We start from the raw sequence: 25,812 nt of genomic DNA on the forward strand, positions 1-25,812 counted from the left end.
GTTGCGCCAATGGTACTGCGACTCAAGTCGTGGGAGAGTAGGTCACCGCCAAACCTAGTAAATACCAAAATCATCTCTCAATACGTTCAAATACCAAAAACACAAAAAAAGCGCCCAAAGGGCGCCTTTTTGCGTTCCAAAATGAGTCCAAACTTCGGAAATAGCGAACACAGAGTCCAAACTCAGCACCGGGTTTGCCGGAGGCTCTGAGCCAGGCTGGGCTAACAATCAAGCCGGGCCACGATGGGGCAGACCAACATCCCTGTGGGGTTGTTATCTTGCTGCGGAACGCTCGCGATGGTGGTAAAACTGTCGCAGCAAAGTCCAGTCATTTCATCAGAGCATAGCTTTGACGGCTTGCTCCGCGTCTAATCGCTTCAGGATTCTTGGGTCGATGAGAGGTGATTCGGTGAAATACGTTCTTGCAGCCATTCTTCTTCTGCCAACTGCCACTCCGGTTTTTTCTCAGGGCCTGTGCGGTTCAGGTTATTGCCTCAGCACCAATTCGGCAGGGGGCGGCGTTTACAAGAGGCGGGGTGACGGCCCCGGCAGGTTTCAAAATCTTTCGCCCGGTGTCGAGGACTCGGATGCTGCGACGGTGGGGCAGCTGAACAGCGCGGTCTCCGGGCTCGAAAGCCTGAAGGAGGAAAGCGCCGCCGGGATCGCGAGCGCCTTCGCGATGTCCCAGATTCCCAGTGTCGGTGCCGGCGACACCTATTCCTTCGGCTTTGGCAGCGGGCTCTATAACGGTGAATCCGCCTTTGCGATCGGCGGGTCGGTTCGATTGCAGAACAATATGGTTTTGAATGGTGGCATGACCACGGATCGTTTCAATAACGGAGTCGGGGCCGGGCTCGGATGGTCCTGGTAGTTCCCGGTAGAAAGTTCGTGAACCGGTTGCGCCTAGCTCAGGACCGTTGAGCCCTTAGGAAACGGGCACGGCCTCTCGATGCGGTCGCCGCGCCGGCCAGGGGTATCAACATCCCGCTGGCAAAGGGGAGCAACGGCTTGTTCCGGGCAGAGGCCATTCGCCGGCGCCGTCCGTGTAGGTGCGTCGAAGCGGTCGGTTGCGCTATGCTGGAATGGGTTAACATCCGCCGGCCACTCGAGCCCACCGGAAACCTGCCGCCAAACGAAGGCAGCCGCAAACTTCTACGAAGATTCGGAAACTGAAACCCGGGTGGCGTAGATACTGAACTCCAGACGCTGCCAAACCCGCGCCGGTCCAGCTCCGTTTCCGCAAGCATTACGCTGCCGCTATGCCCATCGCCGCAATGCTATCGTGAATCGCTATGGGCTGCTGAAGCACTTCCTATTTGAACCGGAGGCGCCTTGGGCCGACACTTGCGCCCAAGGAGGACTATCCCATGAATCAACATCTGACGGACGCGGTGCAGACGGCGACGTCCTCGGCCGCCGACACGCTGCTGACGCAGCTGCAAACCGCCGGGATCGACTTTCTCTTCGCCAATGGCGGCACCGATTTTCCTCCCATTGTCGAAGCCTATTGCAAGGCGGAGGTCGACGGGCGGGCGCTGCCGAAGCCCGTGGTCGTGCCGCATGAGAACACCGCCGTAGCCATGGCGCATGGCGTCTATCTCGCCACCGGGCGGATGCAGGCGGTCATGGTGCATGTGAACGTGGGCACCGCCAATACGATCAACGCGGTGCTGGATGCGAGCCGCGAACAGGTTCCGATGCTGCTGATGGCCGGGCGCTCGCCGTTCTCCGAAAAGGGCCATCACGGCACCCGCACGCGCTATATCCATTGGGCACAGGAGATGTTCGACCAGGCCGGCATGCTGCGCGAGGCGGTGAAGTGGGATTACGAGCTGCACCTCGCCGACCAGGTGCGCGACGTGGTGAACCGCGCGCTGGAGATCGCCGAATCCACGCCCAAGGGGCCGGTCTACCTGACCCTGCCGCGCGACGTGATCGCCGCCGAGGATGCGCGCAGCGAGGAGCAGATCCCGCCGCGCCCGCCGGTCTCCGCCCCCGTGGTGCCGCGCGAGCGGATCGAGGAAATCGCCGGCTGGCTGCGCGAGGCGGAGAAGCCGCTGATCGTCACGGCCAATGCCGGGCGCGATGCGGCGGCCTTCCATGCACTCTCCGAGTTCGCAGAGCGCTACGCAGTGCCGGTGACCAGCTATCACCAGCGCTTTGTTTCTATCTCCACCGAACACCCGTTCGAGGCGGGTCACGATCCCATGCCCTGGGTGCGCGAGGCGGATTTCATCCTGGTGCTGGATTGCGATGTGCCCTGGGTGCCGCAGCTTGCCGAGCCGCGCGCCGACGCGAAGATCGTGCATGTGGGCGAAGACCCGGTCTTCGCCCGCTACCCGATGCGCAGCTTCCGCTCCGACATGTCGCTCGCCGGGCGCCCGGCGGATGTGCTGGAGGGGCTGCTCGACATCCTCGGCCCGTCGCTGCCCAAGGGCGAGGCACGCCGCGAGGCGCTTACGGCCAGGATCGCCGAAGACCGCGCCTCCACCCGCGCCAAGGGCGAGCCGAAAGAGGCGCTGACGCCGGAATATATCAGCCGGGTGATCGGCGAGATCGCTGCGCCGGAAGCGGCCATCGTCAACGAATACCCGCTCAGGGTCGAGCATTGCCAGCGCACCGAGCCGGGCAGCTATTTCGGCCTGTCGCCTGCGGGCGGCCTTGGCTGGGGCCTCGGTGCCGCGCTGGGGATCAAGCTGGCGCAGCCCGAGCGTGACGTGATCTGCACCATGGGCGACGGCGCCTATATCTTCACCAACCCCACCGCCAGCCACTGGGTGGCGCAGGCGCAGGGGCTGCCGGTGCTGACGGTGATCTTCAACAACGCGCTGCATGGTGCGGTGCGCAACTCGACGCTGGCGATGTACCCCGAGGGGCATTCCTCGCGCGGGGGCGGGCGGATGCTGGCCGATCTGAGCCCGGCACCGGCCTTTGAGAGCCTTGCCGGCGCCGAGGGTCTGGGCCTGCGGGTCGAGAGCGTGGCCGAGCTGCGACCGGCGCTGGAAGAGGCGCTTGCCGCGACGCGGGCCGGCCGTCAGGCGCTGGTCAACGTCATCTGCGACTACTGACGGGGGCGAGCATGGCCAAATCCGCCTGGGGCCCCGGGTCGCGCAGCGGGCGCGCGGCGCAGATGACCTATGCCGCGCCCACCTATGAATTCCTTGAGGACCGCGCCCGCCGGCGCGTTCCCAAATTCGCCTTCGATTTCGTGCAGGGCGGCACCGGCGCTGACTGGGGTGTCGAGGTCAACCGCCGCGCGCTCGACGCCATCGAGATCGTTCCGCGCTATGGCGATCTGCGCAAGGCCGATCCCGCCGCCACGCTCTTTGGGCGCAGTTACAGCGCGCCCATCGGCATCGCGCCCACGGGTATGGATGCGCTGATCTGGCCCGGCGCCACCATGTCGCTGGCGCGCGCGGCGAAGGACGGGGATATTCCCTACATCACCGGCACGCTGGCCAATTCCACCATGGAAGAGGTGGCCTCGGTCGCCGGCGGCAACACCTGGTTGCAGCTTTACGGCTTCCCGCGCGACGACCACAAGGTGACCTTCGACATGATCGCCCGCGCCAGGGCGGCGGGGGTGACAGCGATTGTCGCCACGCTCGACGCGCCGGTGCGCGCCAAGCGCCCGCGCGATCTCAACAACCGGCTGGTGGTGCCGTTCCGGCCCACCCCGCGCACCGTCTGGGAAGTGGCCACAGCCCCCGCCTGGAGCATGGCGCTGCTGCGTCACGGGGCGCCGAAATTCGCCAATATCGACCGTTATGTCGACGGCAAGCCGACGCTCGACCGGGTGGCGGGCTTTGTGCAGAAGGAACTGGTGGGCAGCTTCTCCTGGGACGAGATCGCCCGCATGCGCCGGGTCTGGGACGGGGCGCTGATCGTCAAGGGCGTGCTGCATCCCGACGATGCGGTCTCGGCGGTGGACGCCGGGGTCGACGGCATTCTGGTGTCGAATCATGGCGGGCGCCAGTCCGATGCGGCGCCGAGCCCGGCCGACGTGCTGCCGATCATCCGCGACAAGGTGGATGGCAAGGCCACGCTGCTTTTCGACAGCGGCGTGCGCTCGGGGCTCGACGTGGCGCGGGCGCTGGCGCTGGGGGCGGAGGCTGCGTTCTGCGGTCGCGCCTTCCTCTATGCGCTGGCGGCGCTGGGGGACGATGGCGGCAGCCATTTCGCCGGCTTGATCCGCGAGGAATTCGCCGTCACCATGGCGCAGTCGGGGGCGTGGAGCGTCTCGGACCTGCCCAATGTGACGATCCGGCACCGCGATGCCTATTCAGCCTGACCCCGACGCGCATCCGTTCTGGCGCTTTTCCCTCGACCGCTACGGGCGGTCGGGGGTGCCGCCGCTCTGTCTGGAGATCCAGGAGGAGACCGGAGCCGATGTGAACCTGCTGCTCTTCGGGCTTTGGCTGGGCTCCGAGGGCTGGTGCATCACCGGGGCAGGGGCCGGGCGCTGCGCCGAGGCGGTCGCCGCCTGGCATGCGGAGATCGTGCGCCCGCTGCGCGCGGTGCGGCGGCGGCTCAAGGGCTGGCAGGTCTGCCCCGATGCGCCGCGCGAAACCCTGCGCGCCGGCATCCAGAAATGGGAGATCGAGGCCGAGCGGCTGGAGCAGGACATGCTCTTTGCGCTCTACGAGGGGCTGTTGGTGGCAGAACCGGCGCTGATCGAGGCGGAACCCGACCGGGCCGCCGCGATGACGGCCAATCTCGACACCTTCGCGGCGCTGGCGCCCAAGGGAAAAGGCGCGGCGGAGCCACGCGACAAGCTGGTGGCGCTCTGCCTGTAAGGCCGCTCAGGCGTCGTCTTTCCAGCGTTTGACGGTGCCCGTCTCGATATCGAACATGTCCATCACCCGGCCCAGCGTGTGGCCGATCATGTCGTCCAGCGTCTCGGGCTTGGCGTAGAAGGCGGGCACCGGCGGTGCGATGATGGCGCCGATCTCGGCCAGCGTGGTCAGCGTGCGCAGATGGCCCAGATGCAGCGGCGTCTCGCGCAGCATCAGCACCAGACGGCGGCGCTCCTTCAGCACCACATCGGCGGCGCGGGTGAGCAGGGTGGAGGTCACGCCATTGGCAATCTCGGAGGCGGAGCGCACCGAACACGGCGCCACTACCATGCCCAGCGTGTGAAACGAGCCGCTGGAGATCGAGGCGCCGATATCCTCCTGCTTGTACCAGCGGTCGGCGAGCGCGCGGATATCGGCGATCTTCCAGTCGGTTTCATGCGCGACGGTGATCTCGGCGGACCGCGACATGACGAGATGGCTCTCGATGGGCAGATCGCGCAGCATCTGCAACAGCCGGATTCCGTAAATGACGCCCGAAGCGCCGGAAATGCCGACGATCAGCCGGTTGTTTCGTGCCATGACGTGGTCCTCCCGGGCCGCAGAGTGCCAAGCGCGGCATGCGGAAAACAAGATCTTTGACGCGATGGGGGGTATCGCAATCCGCTATGCCGGAGCGTCTTTGTCCTCAAGGGAAACAGATACATCATAGGAAAAGTCGATCATCCGCTCGCGCAGCTCGTCGACCAGCAGCGTGGCCGCGCGCGACAGTGGCCGGTCCGGCGCGGTGATGCAGACCAGACGGCGCGGGATCGCCGGGGTGATCCGGTAGGCTTTCAACTGGCCGGAGCGCAGCGCCCGGCTGACCGCGAGCGGCGGCAGGATGGTGAAGAACTCGGAATTCATCACGAAATCCTCGATGGGTTTGAGGTCGTCGAATTCCATCTGCGGCGCCAGGTTCACCCCGACGGACGAGGCGGCGCGGTCGAGAATCGTGCGCAGCCCGTGACGGGCCGAGGGGATCACGAGCTTCACATCGTTGATGCGCGCATAGTCGACGGGCTCGGGCAGGGGCAGCGGCGTGCCCGCCGCGCCGATGAGCACCAGATCCTCGCAGATGATATCGGTCATCTCCGGCGTGCGTGCCTGCGGCGGCACATTGATGATGATGAGATCGAGCTGCCCGCCACGCAGCATGTCGCTCAGCTCGCCGGTATAGCCGCCCGTCGCGCGCACATGGACATCGGGATATTTCTTGTGAAAGCCCAGCAGCGTATCGACGAGCGCGTTGTTGGCCACCGAGGTGACGACCCCGAGGGTCACCGTGCCGCGGACCTGACCGTCATCCTCCTCGAGCTGCTGACAGGCGGAGCGCAGGTCGCGCAGAATGCCGCTGAAGAGCTGATAGGCCTCGGCGCCGTGCTCCGTCGGCACCATGCCCTTTGGGGTGCGGCTGAAGAGTTGCCGCCCCAGCTCTTCCTCGAGCTTGGAAATCTGCTGGCTGATCGCCGGCTGCACGACATTGAGCCGCTGCGAGGCCCGGGTGACCGAGCCTTCCTCATAGATCGCCGTGAAATATTGCAGCTGCCGCAGTTCCATCGGTTCCTCCGTGGCGGGCGGCCTCTGTGCCGCCCCATAGCAAAGCCCTATACCTTTAATCATTCGATGTTAATGGAAAGTAATACCCGGCCTTCTTACTGTCCACCGCAACGGGAGGACCAGCATGAACGCTTTCGAAGAACAGCGCGGCGTGAAAGCCGCGGCCGCATCTCGGCCCCGTCGGGACATGGATTTGCGCGACTGGCTGATCCGTCTCCATGCCAGCGACCGCCTGGCTACGGCCAAGCCGGGAATGCCGCTGCGATTCGGTGTGGCGGGGCTGGCCAACCGGCTCGACGGTCACAAGGCGCTGGTTGCGCCGGCGCCAGAGGGCAACGAGTCCGGGACGGTTATTTCCGGTCTGCTGTCGCGCCGTGAATGGATGGCCGAGGCGCTTGGCATCGAATCCGACGCGCTGCTCACCGAGTTTCAGAAAGCCGCATCGCAGCCGCTACCCTGCCGCGAGGTCGCAAAGGCCCGCTGTCAGGACAAGGTCTATGAAGGCGATGATATCGACCTGATGCGCCTGCTGCCGATTCCCACCCATAACGAGCATGACAGCGGTGCCTACATCACCGCCGGGCTGATGATCTGCAAGGATCCTGCGACGGGCATCCAGAACGTTTCGATCCACCGGCTTCAGGTTTCCGGTCCGCGCGAGCTGGGGGCGCTGCTGCTGCCGCGCCACACGCTGAACTATTTCAGCACCGCCGAGGCGGCGGGCAAGGATCTCGAGGTTGCCGTGGTGATCGGCGCCTCGCCGGCCTGCCTGCTCGCCTCGCAGGCCATCGTGCCCATCGACGTGGACGAGCTTGAGATCGCCGGCGCGCTCGGCGGGGCGCCGCTCGACGTGGTGCGCTGTGTCGGCAAGGATATCTTTGTGCCGGCGCAGTCGGAGATTGTCATCGAGGGCCGGCTGCTTGCCAATACCATGCGCCCCGAAGGCCCGTTCGGCGAGTTCCCGCAATATTACGGCCCGCGCGCCGACCGCCATGTGATCGAGATCGACGCGGTGACCACCCGCAAGCAGCCGCTTTTCCACACCATCGTGGGCGGCGGGCTGGAGCATCTGATCCTTGGCGGCATCCCGCGCGAGGCGACGATCCTCAACACCATGCAGGCGATGTTCCCGAGCGTGAAGAACGTGCATCTCGCCCCCGGCGGCACCTGCCGGTATCACCTCTATGTGCAGATGGCGCCGCGTCAGCCGGGCGAGGCCAAGAACGTGATCATGGCCGCCTTTGCCGCGCATTACGACATCAAGCATGTGGTCGTGGTGAACGAGGATGTCGATATCTTCGATGCCGAGATGGTCGAATGGGCCGTTGCCACGCGCTTCCAGGCCGACCGCGATCTCGTTGTGATCGGCGGAACCCAGGGCTCCAAGCTCGACCCATCCACCGATGAAGGCTACGGCGCCAAGATGGGCATGGACGCGACCGTGCCGCTCGATGCGCCGGAATTCCGCTTCAAGCGTATCAGCGTGCCGGGCGAGGCCGAGATCGACCTCGACGCCGTGCTCGATACCGCCAGCCCCGACTGGGACGTCTGCGATGACTGAGCTCCTCTCAGCGGAGCATAAGGAGCGCCTGCACGAGGCGCCGCGCGGCGCGCTGCGGATCGCCGATGTGACCGCCTATGCGGTCTCGGTGCCGCTGCCCGAGCATGCGCAGGTGCGGCTCGGCGTCGGGCGCACGATCAAGCGTGACGCCGTTGTGGTCCGTGTGCGCAGCACCGAGGGGCTGACCGGCTGGGGCGAAGCGCATCACGGCCGCGCCCCCACAGCCATTGCGGCCATGGTCAACGATACCCTCGCCGAGGGGCTTGTCGGGCAGGACGGCGGCGATGTGGTTGCGCTGAACCGCCATATGGCGCGGGCGCTGCAACTGACGCAGGGCAGCTCCGGCGCCGCGGCGCTGGCGATCTCGGGCATCGATATGGCGCTCTGGGATCTGCGCGCCCGCGCCGTGGGCTGGCCGCTCTGCCGGCTGCTCGGCGGCGCGCCGAAGCCGGTCGCCGCCTATGCCGGCGGCGTCGCTCTCGGATGGGACGCGCCTGAGGCGCTGGCCGAGGAAGCACGCGGGCTGGTGGCGCGGGGCTTTCGCGCGGTGAAACAGCGCATCGGCGACAGCGTCGAGCGCGATGTCGCGCGGCTGAGAGCCCTGCGCACGGCGCTTGGCCCGGATGTGTCGATCCTCAGCGATGCCAATTCGCTCTATAGCCCGCGTGACGCGCTGCGGATGATGCCGCATCTGTCGGAGCTCGATATCCGCTGGCTCGAAGAGCCCTTCATGCCGCAGGAAATGCGTCGCTACGCCGATGCTGCCGTCTATGCCACGGTGCCGCTCGCGGCGGGGGAGAACCTCTTTACCCGCCAGGACTTCGCCCAGCTCATTGCGGCAGGTGCGGTGACCGAGATCCAGCCGGACCTGTCCAAGGCCGGCGGCATCACCGAGGGGCTGCGCATCGCCGGCATGGCGCTGGCCAACGGGCTCGACATTCACCCGCACGCCTCGATGACCGCGCTCAATGCCGCGGCCACGCTGCATTTCCTCAGCGCCATCGAGGGTGGCGGCTGGCTCGAGGCCGATGTCTCACGTTACAACCCCCTGCGCGACGATCTCGTGCGCGGGGCCCCGCAGATCGGATCGGACGGCTGTGTCCGTGCCGCCGAAACCCCCGGGTTGGGAGTCGAGGTTAACCAAGACTTCCTAAGGGAGCATCCACCGATCCCCGGTTCCGCATATCGCAGGGACTGAGGGCACCACGCCGATACCGGACCGGCTTTTCGTTCGGAACATCAGGGAGGAAACCAGATGAAACTCAATCGCAGATCGCTCATCGCCGGTGGCGCAGCTGTCGTTGCAGGCAGCCTTGCCGGGGTGCCGCTGCGCGCGCAATCGCCCGTGAGCCTCAAGATGGCCTCGTTCAACGTGGGCGGCAGCTGGTATATCTATGCAACCGCGATCGCCGAGCTGGCGCAGGAGAACCTGCCCGAAGGCTCGCGCGTCGAAGTGCTGCCCTATCAGGGTGGCGTCGGCAACCCGATCCTCGTCAACCGCGGCGAGGCCGATATGGGCCTCAGCTTCTCGGCGCTGTCGAACTGGGCCTATAACGGCAAGGTCGTGTTCAACGAGAAAGCCGAAAACATCCGCTCGCTCTTCGGCGGTCTGAACCGTCCGCACCGTCTGGGCATCGTCGTGCGCAAGGATTCCGGCATCGAGAGCCTCGCCGATCTTGGCGAAAAGGGTGGCCGTCTGGTGACGGTGCAGCGCGGCGGCGCCGGCGAGGCACTGGCGCGCATGGCGCTGGAAACCTACGGGCTCGACTACGACGCCGTGCAGAAGGCCGGCGGTCGTGTGTCGAATGTCGACCTGCCGGTGGCGGTGCAGCAGATGCGCGACGGTCAGGCCGACGTGTTCATTCACAATATCGGCTACAAGCAGCCCGACGTGATGGAGCTGGCGCTTGGTGGCAAGGTGAAGTTCATCGCGCTCGGCGACGAGCAGATGCAGGCGCTGGCCGACCAGTACGGCCTTCAGCCGGGTCTGGCGGTCGAAGCCGGCGAGTTCGAGGGCGTGACCGAGGACGTTCCTTCGGTGGGTTACCCGACCGGCGTCATCGCCAACGCGAACATGTCGGATGACGTGGCCTATGCCATCGTCAAGGGCGTCTGCGAAAACCCCGACCGCATCCGCGAGGCGCATGCGTCGCTGGCGGCCTTCGATCCGGCCAAGGCGGGCGAGGCGCTGCGCAACGGCAACGTGCCGCTGCACCCGGGCGCCAAGCGCTATTTCGACGAGGCAGGCACCGGTAACTGATCCGGTCAGCAAGAGCCAGGCGGCGCCGTGGAGACTCGGCGCCGCCACTAGCAGGGAAAGACACGAGGGGGAGGACAACATGAGACGTCAGGTTCGGCATATCGCGCAGGCGGTCTGTCCGGCGAAGACCCTGACCTCCCTTGTGGTCCTCCCGAGGCGCGCGGGCGAGGGGCAGGGCGCCCCGCTGCCGCCGCGCGGGACGCCCGGGCGCATCGGCGCCCGCGTCCGGACCGACGATTTCCGCCCGAGGATCCCGGCGCGCGCCATGCCGCCGCAAAGCGGATCCGCAGGCGAGGACCGCGAGGCCCCCGGTCTCTGACCGCAGGCCGCGCATATTTTGCGACAGGGTGGCCGCCCCGATGCGGCCGGAGGAAACGCGATGGACAAGGCACTCAACACGGCAACGCGCGCGATCGCCCTGGCGATCACCGGGCTGCAACTCTACAGCGTGGTGTTGCAGCCGCTGCCGCTGCACATGCATTACATCCTGATACTCGGGGCGATCTGCCTGCTGGTCTTCGGGCGCAGCCTGGAGGCGCGCAGCCCCGCGCGGCTGGCGATGGATCTGGCCTGGGTCGCGGTGACGCTGGCCTGGCTGATCTACCTCACCGCCAATCACGAGCGCTATCTGATGCGCATCGCCTTTGTCGACCGCCCGACGCAATGGGATGTGGTCGCCGGCATGGCGCTGCTCGCGACGCTGCTCGAGGCGACGCGGCGGGTGGCCGGGATGGGGCTCTTTGTCATCGCGGGGATCTTTGTGGCCTACGGGTTCTTCGGCCATCTGCTGCCGATTTCCATCGGCCATTCCGGCATGGACATGTCGCGCTTTGTCGATGTGGAGGTGCTTTCCAATAACGGCATCTTCGGCATCCCGATGGGCGCCGTGGTCTCCTATATCTTTTACTTCATCCTCTTCGCGACCTTCCTGGAGCTCTCGGGGGGCGGGCAGCTCTTTATCGACCTGGCCTTTGCCCTGACCGGCCGCACACGGGGCGGCCCCGCGAAAAGCGCGGTCATCGCCTCGGGCCTGATGGGCTCGATCAACGGCTCGGCGGTCGCCAACGTGGTCGGCACCGGCACCTTCACCATTCCGCTGATGCGCCGCTTCGGCTACAAGCCGCATTTCTCCGCCGCGGTCGAGGCCGCGTCCTCCACCGGCGGGCAGCTCATGCCGCCGATCATGGGCGCCGCCGCCTTCGTCATGGTCGAGCTGACAGGGCTCGACTATGTGACGATCCTTGCCGGCGCGGCCATTCCGGCGCTGCTCTACTATCTCTCGATCCTCTTCGCCGTCGACCTGACCGCCAAGAAGGACGGGCTGCGCGGCATTCCCAAGGCCGAGCTGCCGGATATCAAGAAGGGCATCTTCAAGCGCCTGCACCTGCTCGCGCCGCTGGTGGTGCTGGTGGGGATGATGGTCAACGGCTCCTCGCTGATGATGTCGGCCATCTATGCCTTTGTCACCGCCATCGCCGCGAGCTTGATCACCAAGGAAACCCGCATCGGCCCGCGCTCGATGCTGAAGGGGCTGGAGCAGTCGGCCTATGCGATCATCGTCGTGGCCATTCCCTGCGCCACCGCCGGTCTGATCATCGGCATCATCGTGCAGACCGGCATCGGGCTGAAATTCACCGGCTTCGTGCTGTCGCTGGCCGAGGGCTCCATGCTGCTGTCGCTGCTGGCGGTGATGGTCGCCTGTATCATACTCGGCATGGGGATGCCCACGGTCTCGGCCTATATCATGGTGGCGATCCTGATGGCGCCGGCGCTGTCGCAGCTCGGCATCTACGTCCTCTCGATCCACCTCTTCATCCTGTATTTCGCGCTGCTCAGTTTCGTCACGCCACCTGTGGCGCTGGCCTCCTACGCGGCGGCGGCTTTGGCCAAGACCGACAGTACCAAGACCGGCCTCACCGCGTTCAAACTCACGCTGCCCGGCTTCATCGTGCCCTTCGCCTTCGTCTACAACCCGGCGCTGGTGATGAATGGCGCGTGGTACGAGATCATGCTGGTCACCGCCACGTCGATGCTGGGCGTCTATGCGCTGGCGGGCTCTGTGGTGGGCATGCATCTGCGCCGCAGCCGGGGGATCGAGCGTCTCGCCGCCTTCGCCTCTGCGGTGATGCTGATCGTGCCGGACCTCATCACGGATATCGTCGGCCTCGCGGTCTTTGCCGGGCTTCTGGTGCTGCAATCTCGCCGCCCGGAGGATGCCGCCGAGCCCCGTGCCAAGTCCGAAGATACCCCTCGTTCGAAGGAAGGATTTCAAGTTGCCGAATGATCTGAGCAACCCCCGCTACGCCGCCACCCATTCCATCGCCGGTCAGCCCTGCGATGCCGGGGACGAGGCGCTTTCGGTCAATCCCGCCACCGGCGAAATCGTCGGGCGCTTCCCGGCGGGCGGCCGGGCCGAGGCCGAGGCGGCGATTGCCGCCGCGCGCGGCGCCTTCGACACCACGCTCTGGGCGCAGTCGCCGCGCCAGCGCCAGATGGTGCTGCTGCGTTGGGCCGATGCCATGGAGCGCGACACCGAAGCCCTGGCCGAGCTGCTGACCCGCACCAACGGCAAGCCGCTGGCGCAGGCCCGTGGCGAGATCGGCGGCGCGGTCTCCGAGATCCGCTATTACGCCGGCCTCACCCGCCACAACCCCGGCCACGCGCTGGAAGTGGCGCCGGGCGAGATCTCGGTCATGCTGCGCGAACCGGCGGGTGTCGCCTCGCTGATCATCCCGTGGAACGCGCCGGCCGTGCTGCTGATCCGCTCGCTGGCCCCGGCGCTGGCGGTGGGCTGCACCACGATCACCAAGCCCGCGCCGCAGACCGCGCTTTTCACCGCGCGCTGCATGGCGCCGCTGATCGCCGATCCGGATGTGCCGGCAGGCGCCGTCAACCTGCTCTTCGAGACCGGCCACGAGATCGCCGAGCTGATGACCACCCACGAGGATGTGGATGTGGTGAGCTTCACCGGCTCCAACCTCGTGGGCCAGCGCATCATGTCCGCCGCCGCGCCGACGATGAAAAAGCTGTCGCTGGAGCTTGGCGGGAAATCCTGCTGCCTGGTGATGGAAGACGCCGATGTCGCCGCCATCGCGCCGAAACTGGCGGGTGCTGCGCTGATCATCTCGGGCCAGCAATGCACCGCCGCGCGCCGCGTGCTGGTGCATGAAAGCCGCTTTGACGAGATGAAGGTGGCGCTTTCCGGCGCCCTTGCCGCCGCGAAAATCGGCAACGGTCTGGACGCGGGCGTCACCATGGGCCCGCTGATCGACGCCGGTTCGCGCGACAAGGTCTGGACCGAGATCGAGGCCAGTTTCGATGCCGCCGACGAGGTCGTCCTGCGCGGCGCGGTGGGCGAGGGGCCGGAGGGAAGCGCCTTCATGTCGCCCTCGCTGGTCGCTCACAGCGACGACAATGCCGGTTTCGTTCAGGAAGAAATCTTTGGCCCGCTGCTGGTGATGGAGCCCTTCGGCTCCGAGGCCGAGGCGGTCGCCAAGGCCAATAACACGGTCTACGGGCTCTCGGCCTCGGTCTGGACCCGGCAGAGCGACACCGCCTGGCGGCTGGCGCGCGCGCTGCGCAACGGCACGGTCTGGATCAACGATCACAACAAGCTCTTTGCCGAGGCCGAGACCGGCGGCTACCGCCGCTCGGGGCTGGGGCGGCTGCACGGCTATGACGCGCTGCTCGATTTCTGCGAACTCAAGCATGTCTATCAGGACGTGGGCGTGATCGGGGCGGCCTGAGCATGACGGTACGGCCAGATACTTTCCGCTCGCCCGAGCGCGTCGAGGACGCGGCGCTTTTGACCGGGCGCGCGCAGTTCGTCGACGATCTGCCGGAGCCGGGCAATTGCCTGCATCTGGCGATCCTGCGCGCGGGCGAGGCGCATGCGAAGATCACGCTCGACATCGCGGCGGCGCAGGCGCTGCCCGGTGTCGTGGCGGTGCTGACCGGCGCGGATGTGGCGGCGCTGACCAAGCCTTTGATGGTCGGCGTGCGCCTGCCCATGGAGTGCTGGCCCATCGCCCAGGACCGGGTGCGCTATGTCGGCGAACCGGTGGCGCTGGTGGTGGCGCGCTCGCGCTACATCGCCGAGGACGCGCTGGCGCTGATCGACGTGGTCTATGAAAAGCTGCCCGCCGTGGTGGCGCCACGCGACGCGCTGGCGGACGAGACGGTGCTGCACGAGAGCGTCGGCAGTAATCTGGTCTCGGACCGCAGCTATCGCTACGGCGATCCCGAGGCGGCCTTTGAAGAGGCGACGCACCGGGTCGAGATCTCGGTCTCCTATCCGCGCAACGCCGTGACGCCCATCGAATGCTACGGGCTCATCGCCGCTTACGATCCGTTCGAAGAGGCCTATGACGTCACCGCAAACTTTCAGGGGCCGTTCTCGATCCACTCGGTGATCTCGCGCGCGCTCAAGGTGCCGGGCAACCGGCTGCGCCTGCGCACGCCGCCGTCTTCGGGCGGCAGCTATGGCGTGAAGCAGGGGATCTTTCCCTATATCGTGCTGGCCTCGGTCGCCGCCCGTGTCGCCGGTGCGCCGGTGAAATGGGTCGAGGACCGGCTGGAGCATCTCACTGCCTCCGTTTCGGCGACCAATCGCGAAACGACGCTGGCGGCGGCGGTGGACGCGGAGGGCCGGGTCACTGCGCTCGATTGGGATCAGCTCGAAGACGTGGGCGCCTATATCCGCGCGCCGGAGCCGGCGACGCTTTACCGGATGCACGGCAATATGTGCGGCGCCTATGACATCCAGAATCTGAGCATCCGCAACCGCGTGGTGGTGACCAACAAGACACCGACCGGGCTGGTGCGCGGCTTTGGCGGGCCGCAGGTCTATTTCGCGCTGGAACGGCTGATGCGCAAGATCGCCGTGACGCTGGGGCTCGACCCGCTGGAGGTGATCGAACGCAACCTGATCCCGGCGGAGGCCTTTCCCTACCGCACCGCCTCGGGTGCGCTCTATGACAGCGGCGATTACCAGAAAGCGCTGGAGATCGGTCGCACCGACGCGCGGCTCGCCGAGCTGCTGGAGCGGCGCGATGTCGCGCGGGCCGAGGGGCGGCTCTATGGCATCGGCTATGCGGTGGCGGTGGAGCCGTCGGTGTCGAACATGGGCTATGTCTCCACCGTTCTGACCAAGGAAGAACGCGCGAAATCCGGCCCCAAGAACGGCGCGCAGGCCACGGCGACCGTGGCGCTCGATCCGCTGGGCTCGGTCAGCGTGCATGTCGCCTCGGCGCCGCAGGGGCAGGGGCACCGCACGGTGCTGGCCGGTGTCGTGGGCAAGGTGCTGGGCCTGCCGGCGGAGGCGGTGCAGGTGCGCACCGATCTCGACACCGGCAAGGACGCCTGGTCCATCGCCTCGGGCAATTATTCCTCGCGCTTTGCCGCCGCCGTTGCTGGCACCGGCAAGCTGGCCGCGACGCGCATGCGCGACCGGCTCGCCGCCATCGCCGCGCCGATGCTGGGTGTGAGCGCGGAAGAGGTGCAGTTCGAGGGCGGCATGGTGACGGCAGAGGGTGCCAAGCCCATCCCCTTTGCCCGGCTCGCGGCCACCAGCCACTGGGCGCCGGGCACCGTGCCCGAGGGCGCCGAACAGGCGCTGCGTGAAACCGTCTACTGGACGCCGCCGCAGCTTGAGGCACCGGACGAGGCCGACCGGGTGAACAGCTCGCTCTGCCACGGATTCATCTTCGATTTCTGCGGTGTCGAGATCGACCGGCTCACCGGCGCGCTGCGCATCGACCGCTATGTGACCGTGCATGACTGTGGGCGCATCCTGCATCAGGGCATGGTCGACGGGCAGATCCGGGGCGGCTATGCCAATGCCATCGGGGCGGCGCTTTACGAGGAGTACGCCTATGACGCGGGCGGGGCCTTTCTGACCGGCACTTTTGCCGATTACCTCGTACCCACCGCGACCGAGGTGCCGGCGCCCGAGATCCACCATCTGGAAACCCCGTCGCCTTTCACGCCGCTGGGCGCCAAGGGCGTGGGTGAGGGCAATTGCATGTCCACACCGGCGTGCCTCGCTAATGCCGCCTCTGATGCTTTGGGGGCGGAGATCCTGACCCTGCCGATGACGCCCGCCCGGCTGCGCGCGCATTTTGCGGGCGAGGAACCGGCGGCGCCCGAAGGCGTGAAACCCGCCGCAGCCCCCGGCGGGCGGGGCCTCACCGGTAGTGGCGAGGTCGAGATCGCGGCGCCGCGCCAGACCGTCTGGGACACGCTGCTCGACCCGGAGACGCTGGAGCGCATCGTGCCTGGCTGTCACGGGGTGAAGAAGGTCACCGACACGCATTTCCGCGCCGATGTCACGCTGGGCGTCGGCCCGGTCAAAGGCCGCTACACCGTCGATGTGAAGCTCACCGATCTGGTCGAGCCGCAAAGCGCCACGCTCTCGGGCGGTGCGCGCGGCGCGCTTGGCTCGGGCGAGGGCTCGGGCCGGGTGGTGCTGGAAGAGACGCCCGAGGGCGGCACGCGGATGCGCTACGATTACGAGGCGCAGGTGGGCGGCAAGGTCGCCGCTGTCGGCGGGCGGATGCTGGATGGTGCCGCGAAGGTGGTGATCGGCCAGTTCTTCCGCGCGCTCGCGGCGCAGACCGGTGGCGGCACGGCGAAATCCGGGTTGCTCGACCGGCTCATGTTCTGGAGGCGCTCATGAAACCGGCTCCTTTCGATTACATCCGCGCCGAGACCCGCGAAGACGCGCTGGCGGCGCTCTCTGAGCATGGCGAGGCGGCGCGCATTCTGGCGGGCGGGCAATCGCTGCTGCCGATGCTCAATATGCGGCTGGCGACGCCCTCGGTGATCGTCGACACCTATAGGCTGAGCCGCGCCGCGCAGATCCGCGAGGCGGGTGATGCCGTCGAGATCGAGGCGGGCGTGACCCAGGCGCGGCTGCTGGGCTGGGACGGACTGGCAAAGGCGTTGCCGCTTTTCGCCAAGGCGCTGCCCTGGGTCGGCCATGCGCAGACCCGCGCGCGGGGCACCGTCTGCGGTTCGGTCGCTCATGCCGACCCCTCCGCCGAGATCCCGCTTTGCGTCGCGGTGCTGGGGGGCGAGGTCGTGCTGTCGAACCGGCGCAAGTCGCGCAAGGTGGCAAGCGGCGAGTTCCATATCGGCATGATGATGACCGACCGTCGCGACGACGAGATGCTGACCGCGCTACGCCTGCCGCGTGCCAAACCGGGCGAGGGTTATGGCTTTGCCGAATACGGCCGTCGCCATGGCGATTTCGCCGTGGTGGCCTGCGCCGCGAAGGTCACCGCCGACAGCATCACATTCGGTGTCGGCGGGGTCGGCGACACGCCCGTGGTCGCGCGCTGGGACGCGCTCGACGGCAGCGCGCTCGACGATGCGCTGAACGCCTGCGCCTGGGGGCTCGGCGCCCGCGATGACGTGCACGCGGATGCGCGCATGCGCCGCGATCTGGTGCGCGGGCTGGGGCGACGGGCCATCGAGGCGGCACGCAGGGAGATCACGGCATGACAACTTTGAGCAAGGACGACACCACGCTCATCCGCCTCACGCTGAACGGGCGCGAGGTCCAGGGCCGGGCCAGCCCGCGCCTGCTGCTGAGCGATTTCCTGCGTCACGAGCTTGGCGCCACCGGCACCCATGTGGGCTGCGAACACGGCGTCTGCGGCGCCTGCACCGTGCGGGTGGACGGCGTCATGGCGCGCTCCTGCCTGATGCTGGCGATGCAGGCCGAGGGGGCGCAGGTCGATACGGTCGAGGGGCTCGCCCCGCAGCCCGACCGGCTCTCGGTGCTTCAGGCCGCGTTCCGCCGCCACCACGCTCTGCAATGCGGCTTCTGCACCGCCGGGATCCTGATGTCGCTCGACACGCTGCTGCGCGACGAGCCGGACGCCGACCGCACCCGTATCGAAGAGGTCGTGGGCGGGCATCTCTGCCGCTGCACCGGCTATGCCCCGATCATTGATGCCGCGCTCGACGCCGCGGCGGAACTCAGAGGAGGAGACCATGTTTGATCTCGCAACCAGCTTTCTTGCCAGCGTCGAGCGCGACCCCGCCCGCATCGCCATTGTCGATGGCGACACGCGGCTGAGCTATGCCGATTGGGCGGGGCGCGTCGGCGCGCTGACCGCCTGGCTGGCAGAGCAGGGCGTCGGCATGGGCGACCATGTGGTGACCGCGCTGCAAAACTCCTGGGAGGCGGCGACGCTGCACTGGGCCTGCCAGTTCGCCGGCGCCATCGTGACGCCCATCAACTGGCGCGCCACCGCCGAAGAGCTGGGCTATGTGCTGGGCGACAGCGCGGCCAGGTTGCTGCTTTGCGAGCCGGTCTCGTCCGAGGTGTCGCAAGAGGCCGCGCAGACGGCGGGCATCCCCTGCTTCGATATCGAGGCGCTGGGGATCGCCGATTTGCCGACGGTCGCGCTGCCGAAACCGGTGATCGGGGCGGAAGACTATTCGCTGATGCTCTACACCTCGGGCACCACCGGCAAGCCCAAGGGCGTGCCGCGCCGGCACCGGGCCGAGCGCGCGGCGGCGGTGGCGCATGTGGCGCAGAACACCTATCGCCAGGGCGAGGTGACGCTGGGCGTGATGCCGCTCTATCACACGATGGGCGTGCGCTCGCTGCTTGCCATGAGCCTCATCGGTGGCACCTTCATCTGCCTGCGCCGCTTCGACGTGGCCGAGGCGCTGCGGCTGATCGCGGCGGAAAAGGTGAGCTGTCTCTACCTCGTGCCGACGCTCTATCACGCTATGCTCGATGCGCCCGATCTGGCGCAGACCGATATCGCCTCGGTGCGGCTCTTGGGCTTTGCCGGCGCGTCGATGTCGGACGGGCTGCTGAAGCGGCTGCAAGAGACCTTCCAGCCGGACCTGTTCGTGAACCACTACGGCTCGTCCGAGGTCTATACCTTCACCATCCACCAGAACGCGCCGTCCAAGCCCGGCTCGGCGGGGCGCGCGGCGCTGAATCAGCGCATCCGCATCGTCGATCCGGCGGCCAAGGATCCTGACGCGCTCTGCCCGCAGGGTGAGGAGGGCGAGATCATCGCCGATCTGGCCGGCGACGAGGCCTTCGAGGGCTATTGGAAACGCCCCGACGGCGACGCGAAATCGCTGCATGGCGGCTGGTATTTCACCGGCGACATGGGCCGTTTCGACGAAGACGGCGACCTCTTTGTGACCGGGCGCACCGACGACATGATCATCACCGGTGGCGAGAACGTCTCGCCGGTCGAGGTCGAGAGCTATATCTCGCTGCTCGACGGCATCGGCGATGTCGCCGTGGTCGGCCTGCCGGACGAGCGCTGGGGCCAGGTCGTGGCGCTCTTCGTGGTGCCGACGCCCGGTATCACCGCCGAGACGATCAAGGCCTATTGCCATGCCGGGCTGCCGGCGCATAAGCGCCCGCGCCGCATCACCTTTGTGACGGAATTGCCGAAATCGCCCGTCGGCAAGCTGCTGCGCCGTCTGCTGATCGCGGGCGAATACACCGAAACCACGCCGGACGCCGAAACCCAGGCGGTCTGACCACATACACCAAGGAGCGACCACTATGACCAAGCATTTCACCGATCTTTCCGGCCAGAGTTTCGACGGCTTCACCGTCGAGGTGGACGAGGCGCGCCAGCGCGGCGACATCATCCTCGACCGCGGCGATTACAACACGATCTCGATGGGCCAGCGCGACGAGCTGCGCGCCGCCTTCGAGGCGCTCGACGCCGATCCGCGCGTCCGCGTGATCGTGCTGCGTGCCATCGGCGAGCATTTCTCCTCGGGCGGCTATATCCGCGGCTTCCTCGAAGCCAGCCCCGAGCATGTCTCGAAACTGGCCGACAATATCGCCGCCCCCGCGCGTTGCGAAAAGCCGGTGATCGTGGCCAACCGCGGCTACACGTTCGGCGTCGGTTTCGAGATCTCGCTGGCCTGCGATTTCCGCCTGGTGACGCCCACCACCCGCTACGCGCTGCCCGAGCAGAAGCTGGGCCAGATCCCCGGCTCCGGCGGCTCGGCGCGTCTGCAAAAGATCGTCGGCATCACCCGGACCAAGGATATCGTGATGCGCTCGCGCCGGATCTCCGGCCAGCAGGCCTATGACTGGGGCATCGCCACCGAGATCCACGAGGACGACCAGCTCGAAGCGGCCACCGACAAGCTTGCCGAAGAGCTGCTGGCCTTCTCGCCGATGGCGCAGCGCACCGCCAAGAAGATGCTGAACCAGGCCGAGGAATGCCACCTTCAGACCGCCATCGAGGTCGAGGGCTACAACTACTCGCGCCTGCGCCAGTCCGACGATTTCCGCGAGGGTGTGCTTGCCTTCCACGAAAAGCGCGCGCCGAAATTCCAGGGCAGCTGAGCTTTTCCGCCTTTGCGGCACTAATCAGGGGCGCCTCCGGGCGCCCCTGTCTTTTTGATCTGCGGGGTTTCCCCGGGGCCTCCGCTTATTCGGCGGCTTTCAGCGGCGGTCGCGTGGCCGGGGCGGGGCTGGCGACGGGCGGCAGGTCATCCCAGAGGATTTCCGGCGCCTTCACCTTGCGGGCCGCCCGCGTCAGCGCCCAGTCGCGCGCCGCGCGGCTGCCGCGCCCGAAGGAGAGCGCCGCCAGCGCCCGGGCGATCCACATCAGATAGGTGTTGAACCACACTCGCAGCGCCAGCATCGCCGGCGTGAAGACCAGCGTCAGCACCGTGGCGATGCCGAGCCCGAAGACCACCGCCGTGGCCAGCGGCTTCCACCAGAGCGAGGTCGGGCTGTCGATGGCATAGCCGCCGCCGAAGAAATCCAGCGACAGGCCGATCATCATCGGGAACAGCCCCGCCATGGTGGTGATCGTGGTCAGCAGTACCGGGCGGATGCGGTCCTCGGCGGTGCGGATGATCGCCTCGATGCGCGGCATATAGCGGGCGTAATCCTGGAAGGTGTCGATCAGCACGATATTGTTGTTCACCACGATCCCGGCCAGCGCCACCACCCCTGTGCCCGACATGATGATAGAGAAGGTCTGGTCCATCACGATCATGCCGAGGAACACCCCTGCGGTCGAGAGCACCACCGCCAGCAACACCAGCACCGAATTATAGAAGCTGTTGAACTGCGCCAGCAGGATGATGAACATCAGCGCAAGGGCTGCGGAAAACGCCTGCGCGAGAAACGCCTGGCTGTCGGCTTCTTCCTCCTGATCGCCGGTCCATTCCCAGGTGACATCGGCGGGCAGGGGATCGGTCTCCAGCCACTCGGTCAGCGCCGCGATCCGTTCGTTCGCCGTGACCTGCACCGCGTGTAGCGCGCCGTTTTCAGCCAGCTCTGCCAGCGTGGCGGCGCTCTGGCCGGTGCCGGGCAGGGTCACATCGTAGCTCTTGCCGCGCAGCGCCACCGCGCCGCCGGAGGCCTCTTTGCCATAGCCCACCGTCTCGCCATCGGCGGTGAACTTCACCAGCCCGTCTCGCACGCCGGCCCGGATGTCGAAATGGCGCTTTTGATCGACGCGTTCGATCTCGGCCAGTTTCGCCACCGGCTGGCGGGTGATGAAATTCGACAGCGGCACCAACCCGTCGCTGGTGCGTACCTTGAGCGTGTCCAGCGTCGAGAGCACGCGGTCTTCTTCGGGCAGGCGCACGCGGATGTCGATCTCCTCGTCGGAGCTGTCCACCCGCATCGTGTCGAGCGTCAGCCCGCGGGTCACCAGCTGCACCATGGCGCCCACGGTCGCCACATCGGCACCGTAGCGCCCGGCTTTTTCCACATCCACGTCGATCTGCCAGTCGATGCCGGGCAGAGGGCGAGTGTCTTCGACGAGCCGCAGCCCGGGCAGGGCGTCGAACTGGGCGCGGGCCTCGGCGGTGGCGTCCTGCAAGGCCTGCCAGTCGTCGGATTTCAGCCGCAGATGCACCGGCTTGGCCGAGGCTGGCCCCATGGCGAGATCCATGATCTCGATCTCGATGCCGGGGATCGCCTGCATCGCCTCCGTGAGCTCCGCCAGAACGATATCGCCGTCGAGCTCGGGCCGGTCGCGGCGATCTTCCCAGCGCACGATTTCCAGCTGGATCTGCCCGATCGTGTCCTTGGGCGCCTCGGCGCCGCCGGTATTCGAACTGAGCCCGCCATCGCCGGCAAAGGCAAAGGCGGTCTCGATTCCGGGATGCGCAAGCACGATGCGCTCGGCGCGGCGCACCAGCGCGTCCTTTTCCTCGAGCGAGAGATTGCCGCGCGCGCGGACATAGACCAGCGCCTGTTCCGGTTCGCTCTCGGTGAAGAACTGCGTGCCGTTGTTGTTCTCGCCGTAATAGCCGAAGACCGAGACCACGAAGAACACCACCGCGCCGATGGTGACGAGCGGCATCACCGGATTGCCCGCGACGAGCTGGATGCCGCGCCCGAAAAGCGTGCGGCGATAGCTGCCGCGGATGCGGGTCGCGCCATGCTCGGGGCGCGCGGCGTCGAGCGCGACGGAGGCCAGCACCGCGAAGGCGACAAACACCGCGACGCCGGGGAGGCGCGCGCCGTAGCCGGAGAACGGGCTGTAGAACAGGAAATCGGGGTTCAGCACCATCATCGCGCCGGTGAACATGCCGAGCAGCGCCACCGGCACCAGCGCGGCGCGCGCCCACCAGCTTGGCCAGGCGCGGCGCAGCTTCTCCGAGGCATGGTGCAGCACACGCGAAAACCGCCCCGAGACGCCGCCCATCACCGGCAGATAGATCAGCGCCACCACCAGCGAGGCTGAGAGCACGAAGATCAGCGTCACCGGCAGCATGCCCATGAACTGCCCCGCGACACCGGGCCAGAACAGCATCGGCAGGAAGGCGCAGAGTGTCGTGGCGGTGGAACTGACCACCGGCCAGAACATGCGCTTGGCGGCCTCGACATAGGCGTGCATCGGGCCGGTGCCCTGGGCGATGCGCTTGTCGGCATATTCCACCACCACGATGGCGCCGTCGACCAGCATGCCCACCGCCAGGATCAGCCCGAACATCACGATGTTCGACACGGTGATTCCCATGCCCCAGAGCAGCAGGAAGCAGAGCAGGAAGGAGGTGGGGATGGCAAAACCCACCAGCAGCGCCGCGCGGGTGCCGAGCGAGGCCAGCACCACGATCATCACCAGCGCGATGGCGGTCAGCACCGACCCTTCGAGCTGTTTGACCATGGAATCCACGATCACGCTCTGGTCGTTTGAGGCGGCGACGGTCACCGAGGCGCGCAGCTCGGGCGGCCAGTCGGCCTGCGCGGCATCCACCACCTCGCGCACCGCCGCCGTGGTGTCGATCAGGTTGAAGCCCTTGCGCTTGACCACCTGGAGCGCAACCGTGCTGTTGCCGTTGAAGCGCGCAGTGCCCTGACGGTCCTCGAAGGTGAGGTGGATCGTGGCGAGATCGCCCAGCGTTACCACCCGGTCGCCATTCACCTTGACCGGCAGGTTGTAGACATCGCGCGGCTCGTCGAAGCTCGACGGGATCTTGACCGAAAACGCGCCGTTGCGGGTTTCGACCTCGCCGGCAGCGACCAGCAGGTTGTTGTTCTGCACCACATTGATCAGCTCGCTGGCGGTGACGTTGTAGCTTTCCAGCCGTAGCGGGTCGATAGTGACTTCGAGCATCTCGTCGCGGTTGCCGGCGATGCCCGCCTCAAGCACCGAATCGAGCGATTCGACCCGGTCCTGAAGATCCTTGACCACCTGTGCCATGGTGCGCTCGGGCACCGGGCCGGTCAGCGAGACGATGAGGATGGGGAACTCCGAGAAATTGATCTCGTTGATCGAGTATTTCTCGGCGCCGTCGGGGAAATCGGCCTCGGCGGTGTTCATGGCGTCGCGCACATCGGCCATGGTCTCGGTCTTGTCCCAGCCGAACTCGAATTCCAGCGCCACGCCGGCATAGCCCTCGGCAGCGGTGCCCGAGAGCGTCTTGAGCCCGTCGAGATCGGCAAGCTCGGTCTCCATCGGCTTGACCAGCAGCTTTTCGCTGTCCTCCGCCGAGATGCCGGGGAAGGGCACCGAGACGAAGAGCGCCGGGATCTCGATATCCGGCTCGCCCTCCTTGGGCAGGGTGACATAGGCATAGGCACCGGCCACCAGCGACAGGAAGACGAAGGCCAGCACCATGCGGGCGCGCCGGGCGGCCCAGTCGACAATGCCGGTCACTGGATCACCTCCTCGAAGCTGGGCACCACGGGCACGCCGTCGGTGACGTATTCCTGACCCACGGTGATCACGTCGACGCTCTCGGGCAGCCCGCCGACCCAGAGCCCGTCGCGGGTGTCGCGCAGGATCTCCACCGGCAGGAAGCGCGCGGTGCCCCCGTCTGAGACCGCACGGATGCCGAGCGCGCCGTCATCGTTCAGGGTAAGCGCCGAGGCGGGCAGCAGATGCGCCATGGCGCCCTCGGCCTCGATCCCGATCTCGGCGGTCTGGCCGGCACGGATCGCCAGATCGGGATTGGGCAGGGTGATGTCGACGCGGAAGGTGCGGGTGGTCTCGTCGGCGCGGCGGGCGACGAAGCTGACGGTGCCGGTCACCATGCGCTCGCCGGTGAGCCGTGCGCCGGCGCGGGCGCCGGTTTTGACGCGGGCCACATCGGTTTCGGGCACGTAGCCCACCAGCCGGATAGGATCGAGCTGGAGCACAGAGGCGCAGCTTGTGCCGACGCTCATCAGGCTGCCGAGCTCGGCGGTGTCGCTTTCCAGCACCCCGGCAAAGGGTGCCTCGATGGCGAGATCGGCGACAGTGCTCTCGGCGCGGGCGACGGAGGCGCGGGCGCTTTCGATCCGCGCCTCCAGCCCGTCGCGCCCGGCACGGGCGGCTTTCAGCCCGGCCTCGGCGCTGCTCACCCCGGCCTCGGCGCTGCGCTGGACGGCGCGGGCGGAGGCCAGTGCTGTGCGCGAGCTGTAGCCGTTCTTGGAAAGCTCCTCGGCGGCGGTGAGGTTGATCTGCGCCTCTTCGAGCTGTGCCTGGGCCTGGGCGAGCGCGGCCTGCGCCTCGGGCACGCGGGCCTCGACCTCGGGGCGCTGGGCTTGCGCTTCAGCCAGCGCCGCCTCGGCCTCGGCCAGCGAGGCGCCGGAGGTGCCGGGGTCGAGCTCGCAGAGCACCTGTCCCGCCTCGACCGCGCTGCCCTTGGGAAGCGGCGTGGAGATCACCCGGCCGCCGGTCTCGGCCATGACCTCGACCTCGCGCGAGGCCTGGGTTTCGCCGCGCAGCACCACGGCGCCGTCGATCTCCTGCGCGGTGGAGCGCATCGCCATGACGGAAACCGCGCCGTCGGGCTTTTCTTCCTCGGCGACCGCTTCGTCGATCGCGGGCGCTGCCTCCTCGGCATCGGAAGCATCAGCGGTCGCATCGGAATTTGACGCGCCGGCGGGCGCATTGGAACTTGACGCGCCGGCGGGCGCGATGGCCTCGGCCCAGCCGATCAGCCGCTCGCGTTCCATGATCACGCCGTAAAGGGCGGCAATCACCAGCAGGGCCGTGAGGATCGAGATAATACGCATCGTCCGGGCCTTTCCACCTTGTCCGCGTCGCGGCGGACATTATTATGATACCATAGCATGACAAGCCCGCCCTATCTGGGCATTGTGCCGCATCCGGTGCGCGGCAAACCGCTTCCCGAAATAACTA

General features: G+C 67.1%; 19 protein-coding genes. 15 read left to right on the forward strand and 4 right to left on the reverse strand.

Going from position 1 to position 25,812, the window contains the following annotated elements; all coding sequences use genetic code 11:
• Positions 1 to 409: 409 nt before the first annotated feature.
• The 4 genes from I6N89_RS25750 to I6N89_RS11110 all read left to right on the forward strand — a co-directional run bounded on the left by I6N89_RS25750 (position 410) and on the right by I6N89_RS11110 (position 4,796).
• Entirely contained in the window at positions 410 to 871 is a 462-nt protein-coding gene (locus tag I6N89_RS25750; protein ID WP_207018515.1) for a YadA C-terminal domain-containing protein, read from the forward strand.
• A 496-nt stretch (positions 872 to 1,367) separates the two neighbouring features.
• Positions 1,368 to 3,068: a thiamine pyrophosphate-requiring protein gene (locus tag I6N89_RS11100; protein ID WP_207018516.1), complete on the forward strand. Its 1,701-nt coding sequence runs from the start codon at positions 1,368 to 1,370 to the stop codon at positions 3,066 to 3,068.
• Between the two features lie 11 nt (positions 3,069 to 3,079).
• The gene (locus tag I6N89_RS11105; RefSeq protein ID WP_207018517.1) at positions 3,080 to 4,291 is read left to right on the forward strand and encodes an alpha-hydroxy acid oxidase; all 1,212 of its coding nucleotides are present in this window, start codon (positions 3,080 to 3,082) and stop codon (positions 4,289 to 4,291) included.
• On the forward strand, positions 4,275 to 4,796 hold the full coding sequence (locus tag I6N89_RS11110; protein WP_207018518.1) for a TIGR02444 family protein: 522 nt from the start codon (positions 4,275 to 4,277) through the stop codon (positions 4,794 to 4,796). Before I6N89_RS11105 ends, I6N89_RS11110 begins: the two co-directional genes overlap by 17 nt.
• A gap of 6 nt (positions 4,797 to 4,802) precedes the next feature.
• Here the strand turns inward: I6N89_RS11110 and I6N89_RS11115 are convergent, their stop codons facing one another.
• Both I6N89_RS11115 and I6N89_RS11120 read right to left on the reverse strand, forming a co-directional pair.
• Positions 4,803 to 5,375 (reverse strand): UbiX family flavin prenyltransferase, encoded by a 573-nt coding sequence (locus I6N89_RS11115; protein ID WP_076703146.1) that lies wholly within the window; start codon positions 5,373 to 5,375, stop codon positions 4,803 to 4,805.
• An 84-nt stretch (positions 5,376 to 5,459) separates the two neighbouring features.
• Positions 5,460 to 6,392, reverse strand: coding sequence for a LysR family transcriptional regulator (locus I6N89_RS11120; RefSeq protein ID WP_207018519.1), 933 nt, complete (start codon positions 6,390 to 6,392; stop codon positions 5,460 to 5,462).
• 124 nt (positions 6,393 to 6,516) lie between these two features.
• Here I6N89_RS11120 and I6N89_RS11125 point away from each other — a divergent pair, with 124 nt between their 5' ends.
• The 11 genes from I6N89_RS11125 (at position 6,517) to I6N89_RS11175 (ending at position 20,561) form a co-directional block, all read left to right on the forward strand.
• Complete coding sequence (locus I6N89_RS11125; RefSeq protein WP_207018520.1) at positions 6,517 to 7,953, forward strand: UbiD family decarboxylase; 1,437 nt, start codon at positions 6,517 to 6,519, stop codon at positions 7,951 to 7,953.
• Positions 7,946 to 9,151: a mandelate racemase/muconate lactonizing enzyme family protein gene (locus I6N89_RS11130; RefSeq protein ID WP_207018521.1), complete on the forward strand. Its 1,206-nt coding sequence runs from the start codon at positions 7,946 to 7,948 to the stop codon at positions 9,149 to 9,151. Before I6N89_RS11125 ends, I6N89_RS11130 begins: the two co-directional genes overlap by 8 nt.
• A 57-nt stretch (positions 9,152 to 9,208) precedes the next feature.
• Positions 9,209 to 10,213, forward strand: a complete 1,005-nt coding sequence (locus I6N89_RS11135; RefSeq protein WP_207018522.1) for a TAXI family TRAP transporter solute-binding subunit — start codon at positions 9,209 to 9,211, stop codon at positions 10,211 to 10,213.
• A gap of 79 nt (positions 10,214 to 10,292) precedes the next feature.
• Positions 10,293 to 10,532: a hypothetical protein gene (locus I6N89_RS11140; protein ID WP_207018523.1), complete on the forward strand. Its 240-nt coding sequence runs from the start codon at positions 10,293 to 10,295 to the stop codon at positions 10,530 to 10,532.
• A 60-nt stretch (positions 10,533 to 10,592) separates the two neighbouring features.
• Complete coding sequence (locus I6N89_RS11145) at positions 10,593 to 12,497, forward strand: TRAP transporter permease (RefSeq protein WP_207018524.1); 1,905 nt, start codon at positions 10,593 to 10,595, stop codon at positions 12,495 to 12,497.
• A complete protein-coding gene (locus tag I6N89_RS11150) occupies positions 12,487 to 13,959 on the forward strand; it encodes an aldehyde dehydrogenase family protein (RefSeq protein WP_236016566.1) in 1,473 nt (490 codons plus the stop codon). Before I6N89_RS11145 ends, I6N89_RS11150 begins: the two co-directional genes overlap by 11 nt.
• Positions 13,960 to 13,961: 2 nt before the next feature.
• The gene (locus I6N89_RS11155) at positions 13,962 to 16,889 is read left to right on the forward strand and encodes a xanthine dehydrogenase family protein molybdopterin-binding subunit (RefSeq protein WP_207018526.1); all 2,928 of its coding nucleotides are present in this window, start codon (positions 13,962 to 13,964) and stop codon (positions 16,887 to 16,889) included.
• Positions 16,886 to 17,716, forward strand: coding sequence for an FAD binding domain-containing protein (locus I6N89_RS11160; RefSeq protein ID WP_207018527.1), 831 nt, complete (start codon positions 16,886 to 16,888; stop codon positions 17,714 to 17,716). The genes I6N89_RS11155 and I6N89_RS11160 overlap by 4 nt, the downstream gene beginning before the upstream one ends.
• Positions 17,713 to 18,219, forward strand: coding sequence for a (2Fe-2S)-binding protein (locus tag I6N89_RS11165; protein WP_207018528.1), 507 nt, complete (start codon positions 17,713 to 17,715; stop codon positions 18,217 to 18,219). The genes I6N89_RS11160 and I6N89_RS11165 overlap by 4 nt, the downstream gene beginning before the upstream one ends.
• Positions 18,212 to 19,735: an AMP-binding protein gene (locus I6N89_RS11170; protein WP_207018529.1), complete on the forward strand. Its 1,524-nt coding sequence runs from the start codon at positions 18,212 to 18,214 to the stop codon at positions 19,733 to 19,735. The genes I6N89_RS11165 and I6N89_RS11170 overlap by 8 nt, the downstream gene beginning before the upstream one ends.
• A gap of 25 nt (positions 19,736 to 19,760) precedes the next feature.
• A complete protein-coding gene (locus tag I6N89_RS11175) occupies positions 19,761 to 20,561 on the forward strand; it encodes an enoyl-CoA hydratase/isomerase family protein (RefSeq protein WP_076703165.1) in 801 nt (266 codons plus the stop codon).
• Positions 20,562 to 20,646: 85 nt separating this feature from the next.
• Here the strand turns inward: I6N89_RS11175 and I6N89_RS11180 are convergent, their stop codons facing one another.
• Positions 20,647 to 24,342, reverse strand: coding sequence for an efflux RND transporter permease subunit (locus tag I6N89_RS11180; RefSeq protein ID WP_207018530.1), 3,696 nt, complete (start codon positions 24,340 to 24,342; stop codon positions 20,647 to 20,649).
• Positions 24,339 to 25,685 (reverse strand): efflux RND transporter periplasmic adaptor subunit, encoded by a 1,347-nt coding sequence (locus tag I6N89_RS11185; RefSeq protein WP_207018531.1) that lies wholly within the window; start codon positions 25,683 to 25,685, stop codon positions 24,339 to 24,341. Before I6N89_RS11185 ends, I6N89_RS11180 begins: the two co-directional genes overlap by 4 nt.
• Positions 25,686 to 25,812: the final 127 nt, after the last annotated feature.

The sequence above is a fragment of the Salipiger abyssi genome (assembly GCF_017311415.1).
Taxonomy (GTDB): Bacteria; Pseudomonadota; Alphaproteobacteria; order Rhodobacterales; family Rhodobacteraceae; genus Salipiger; species Salipiger abyssi_A.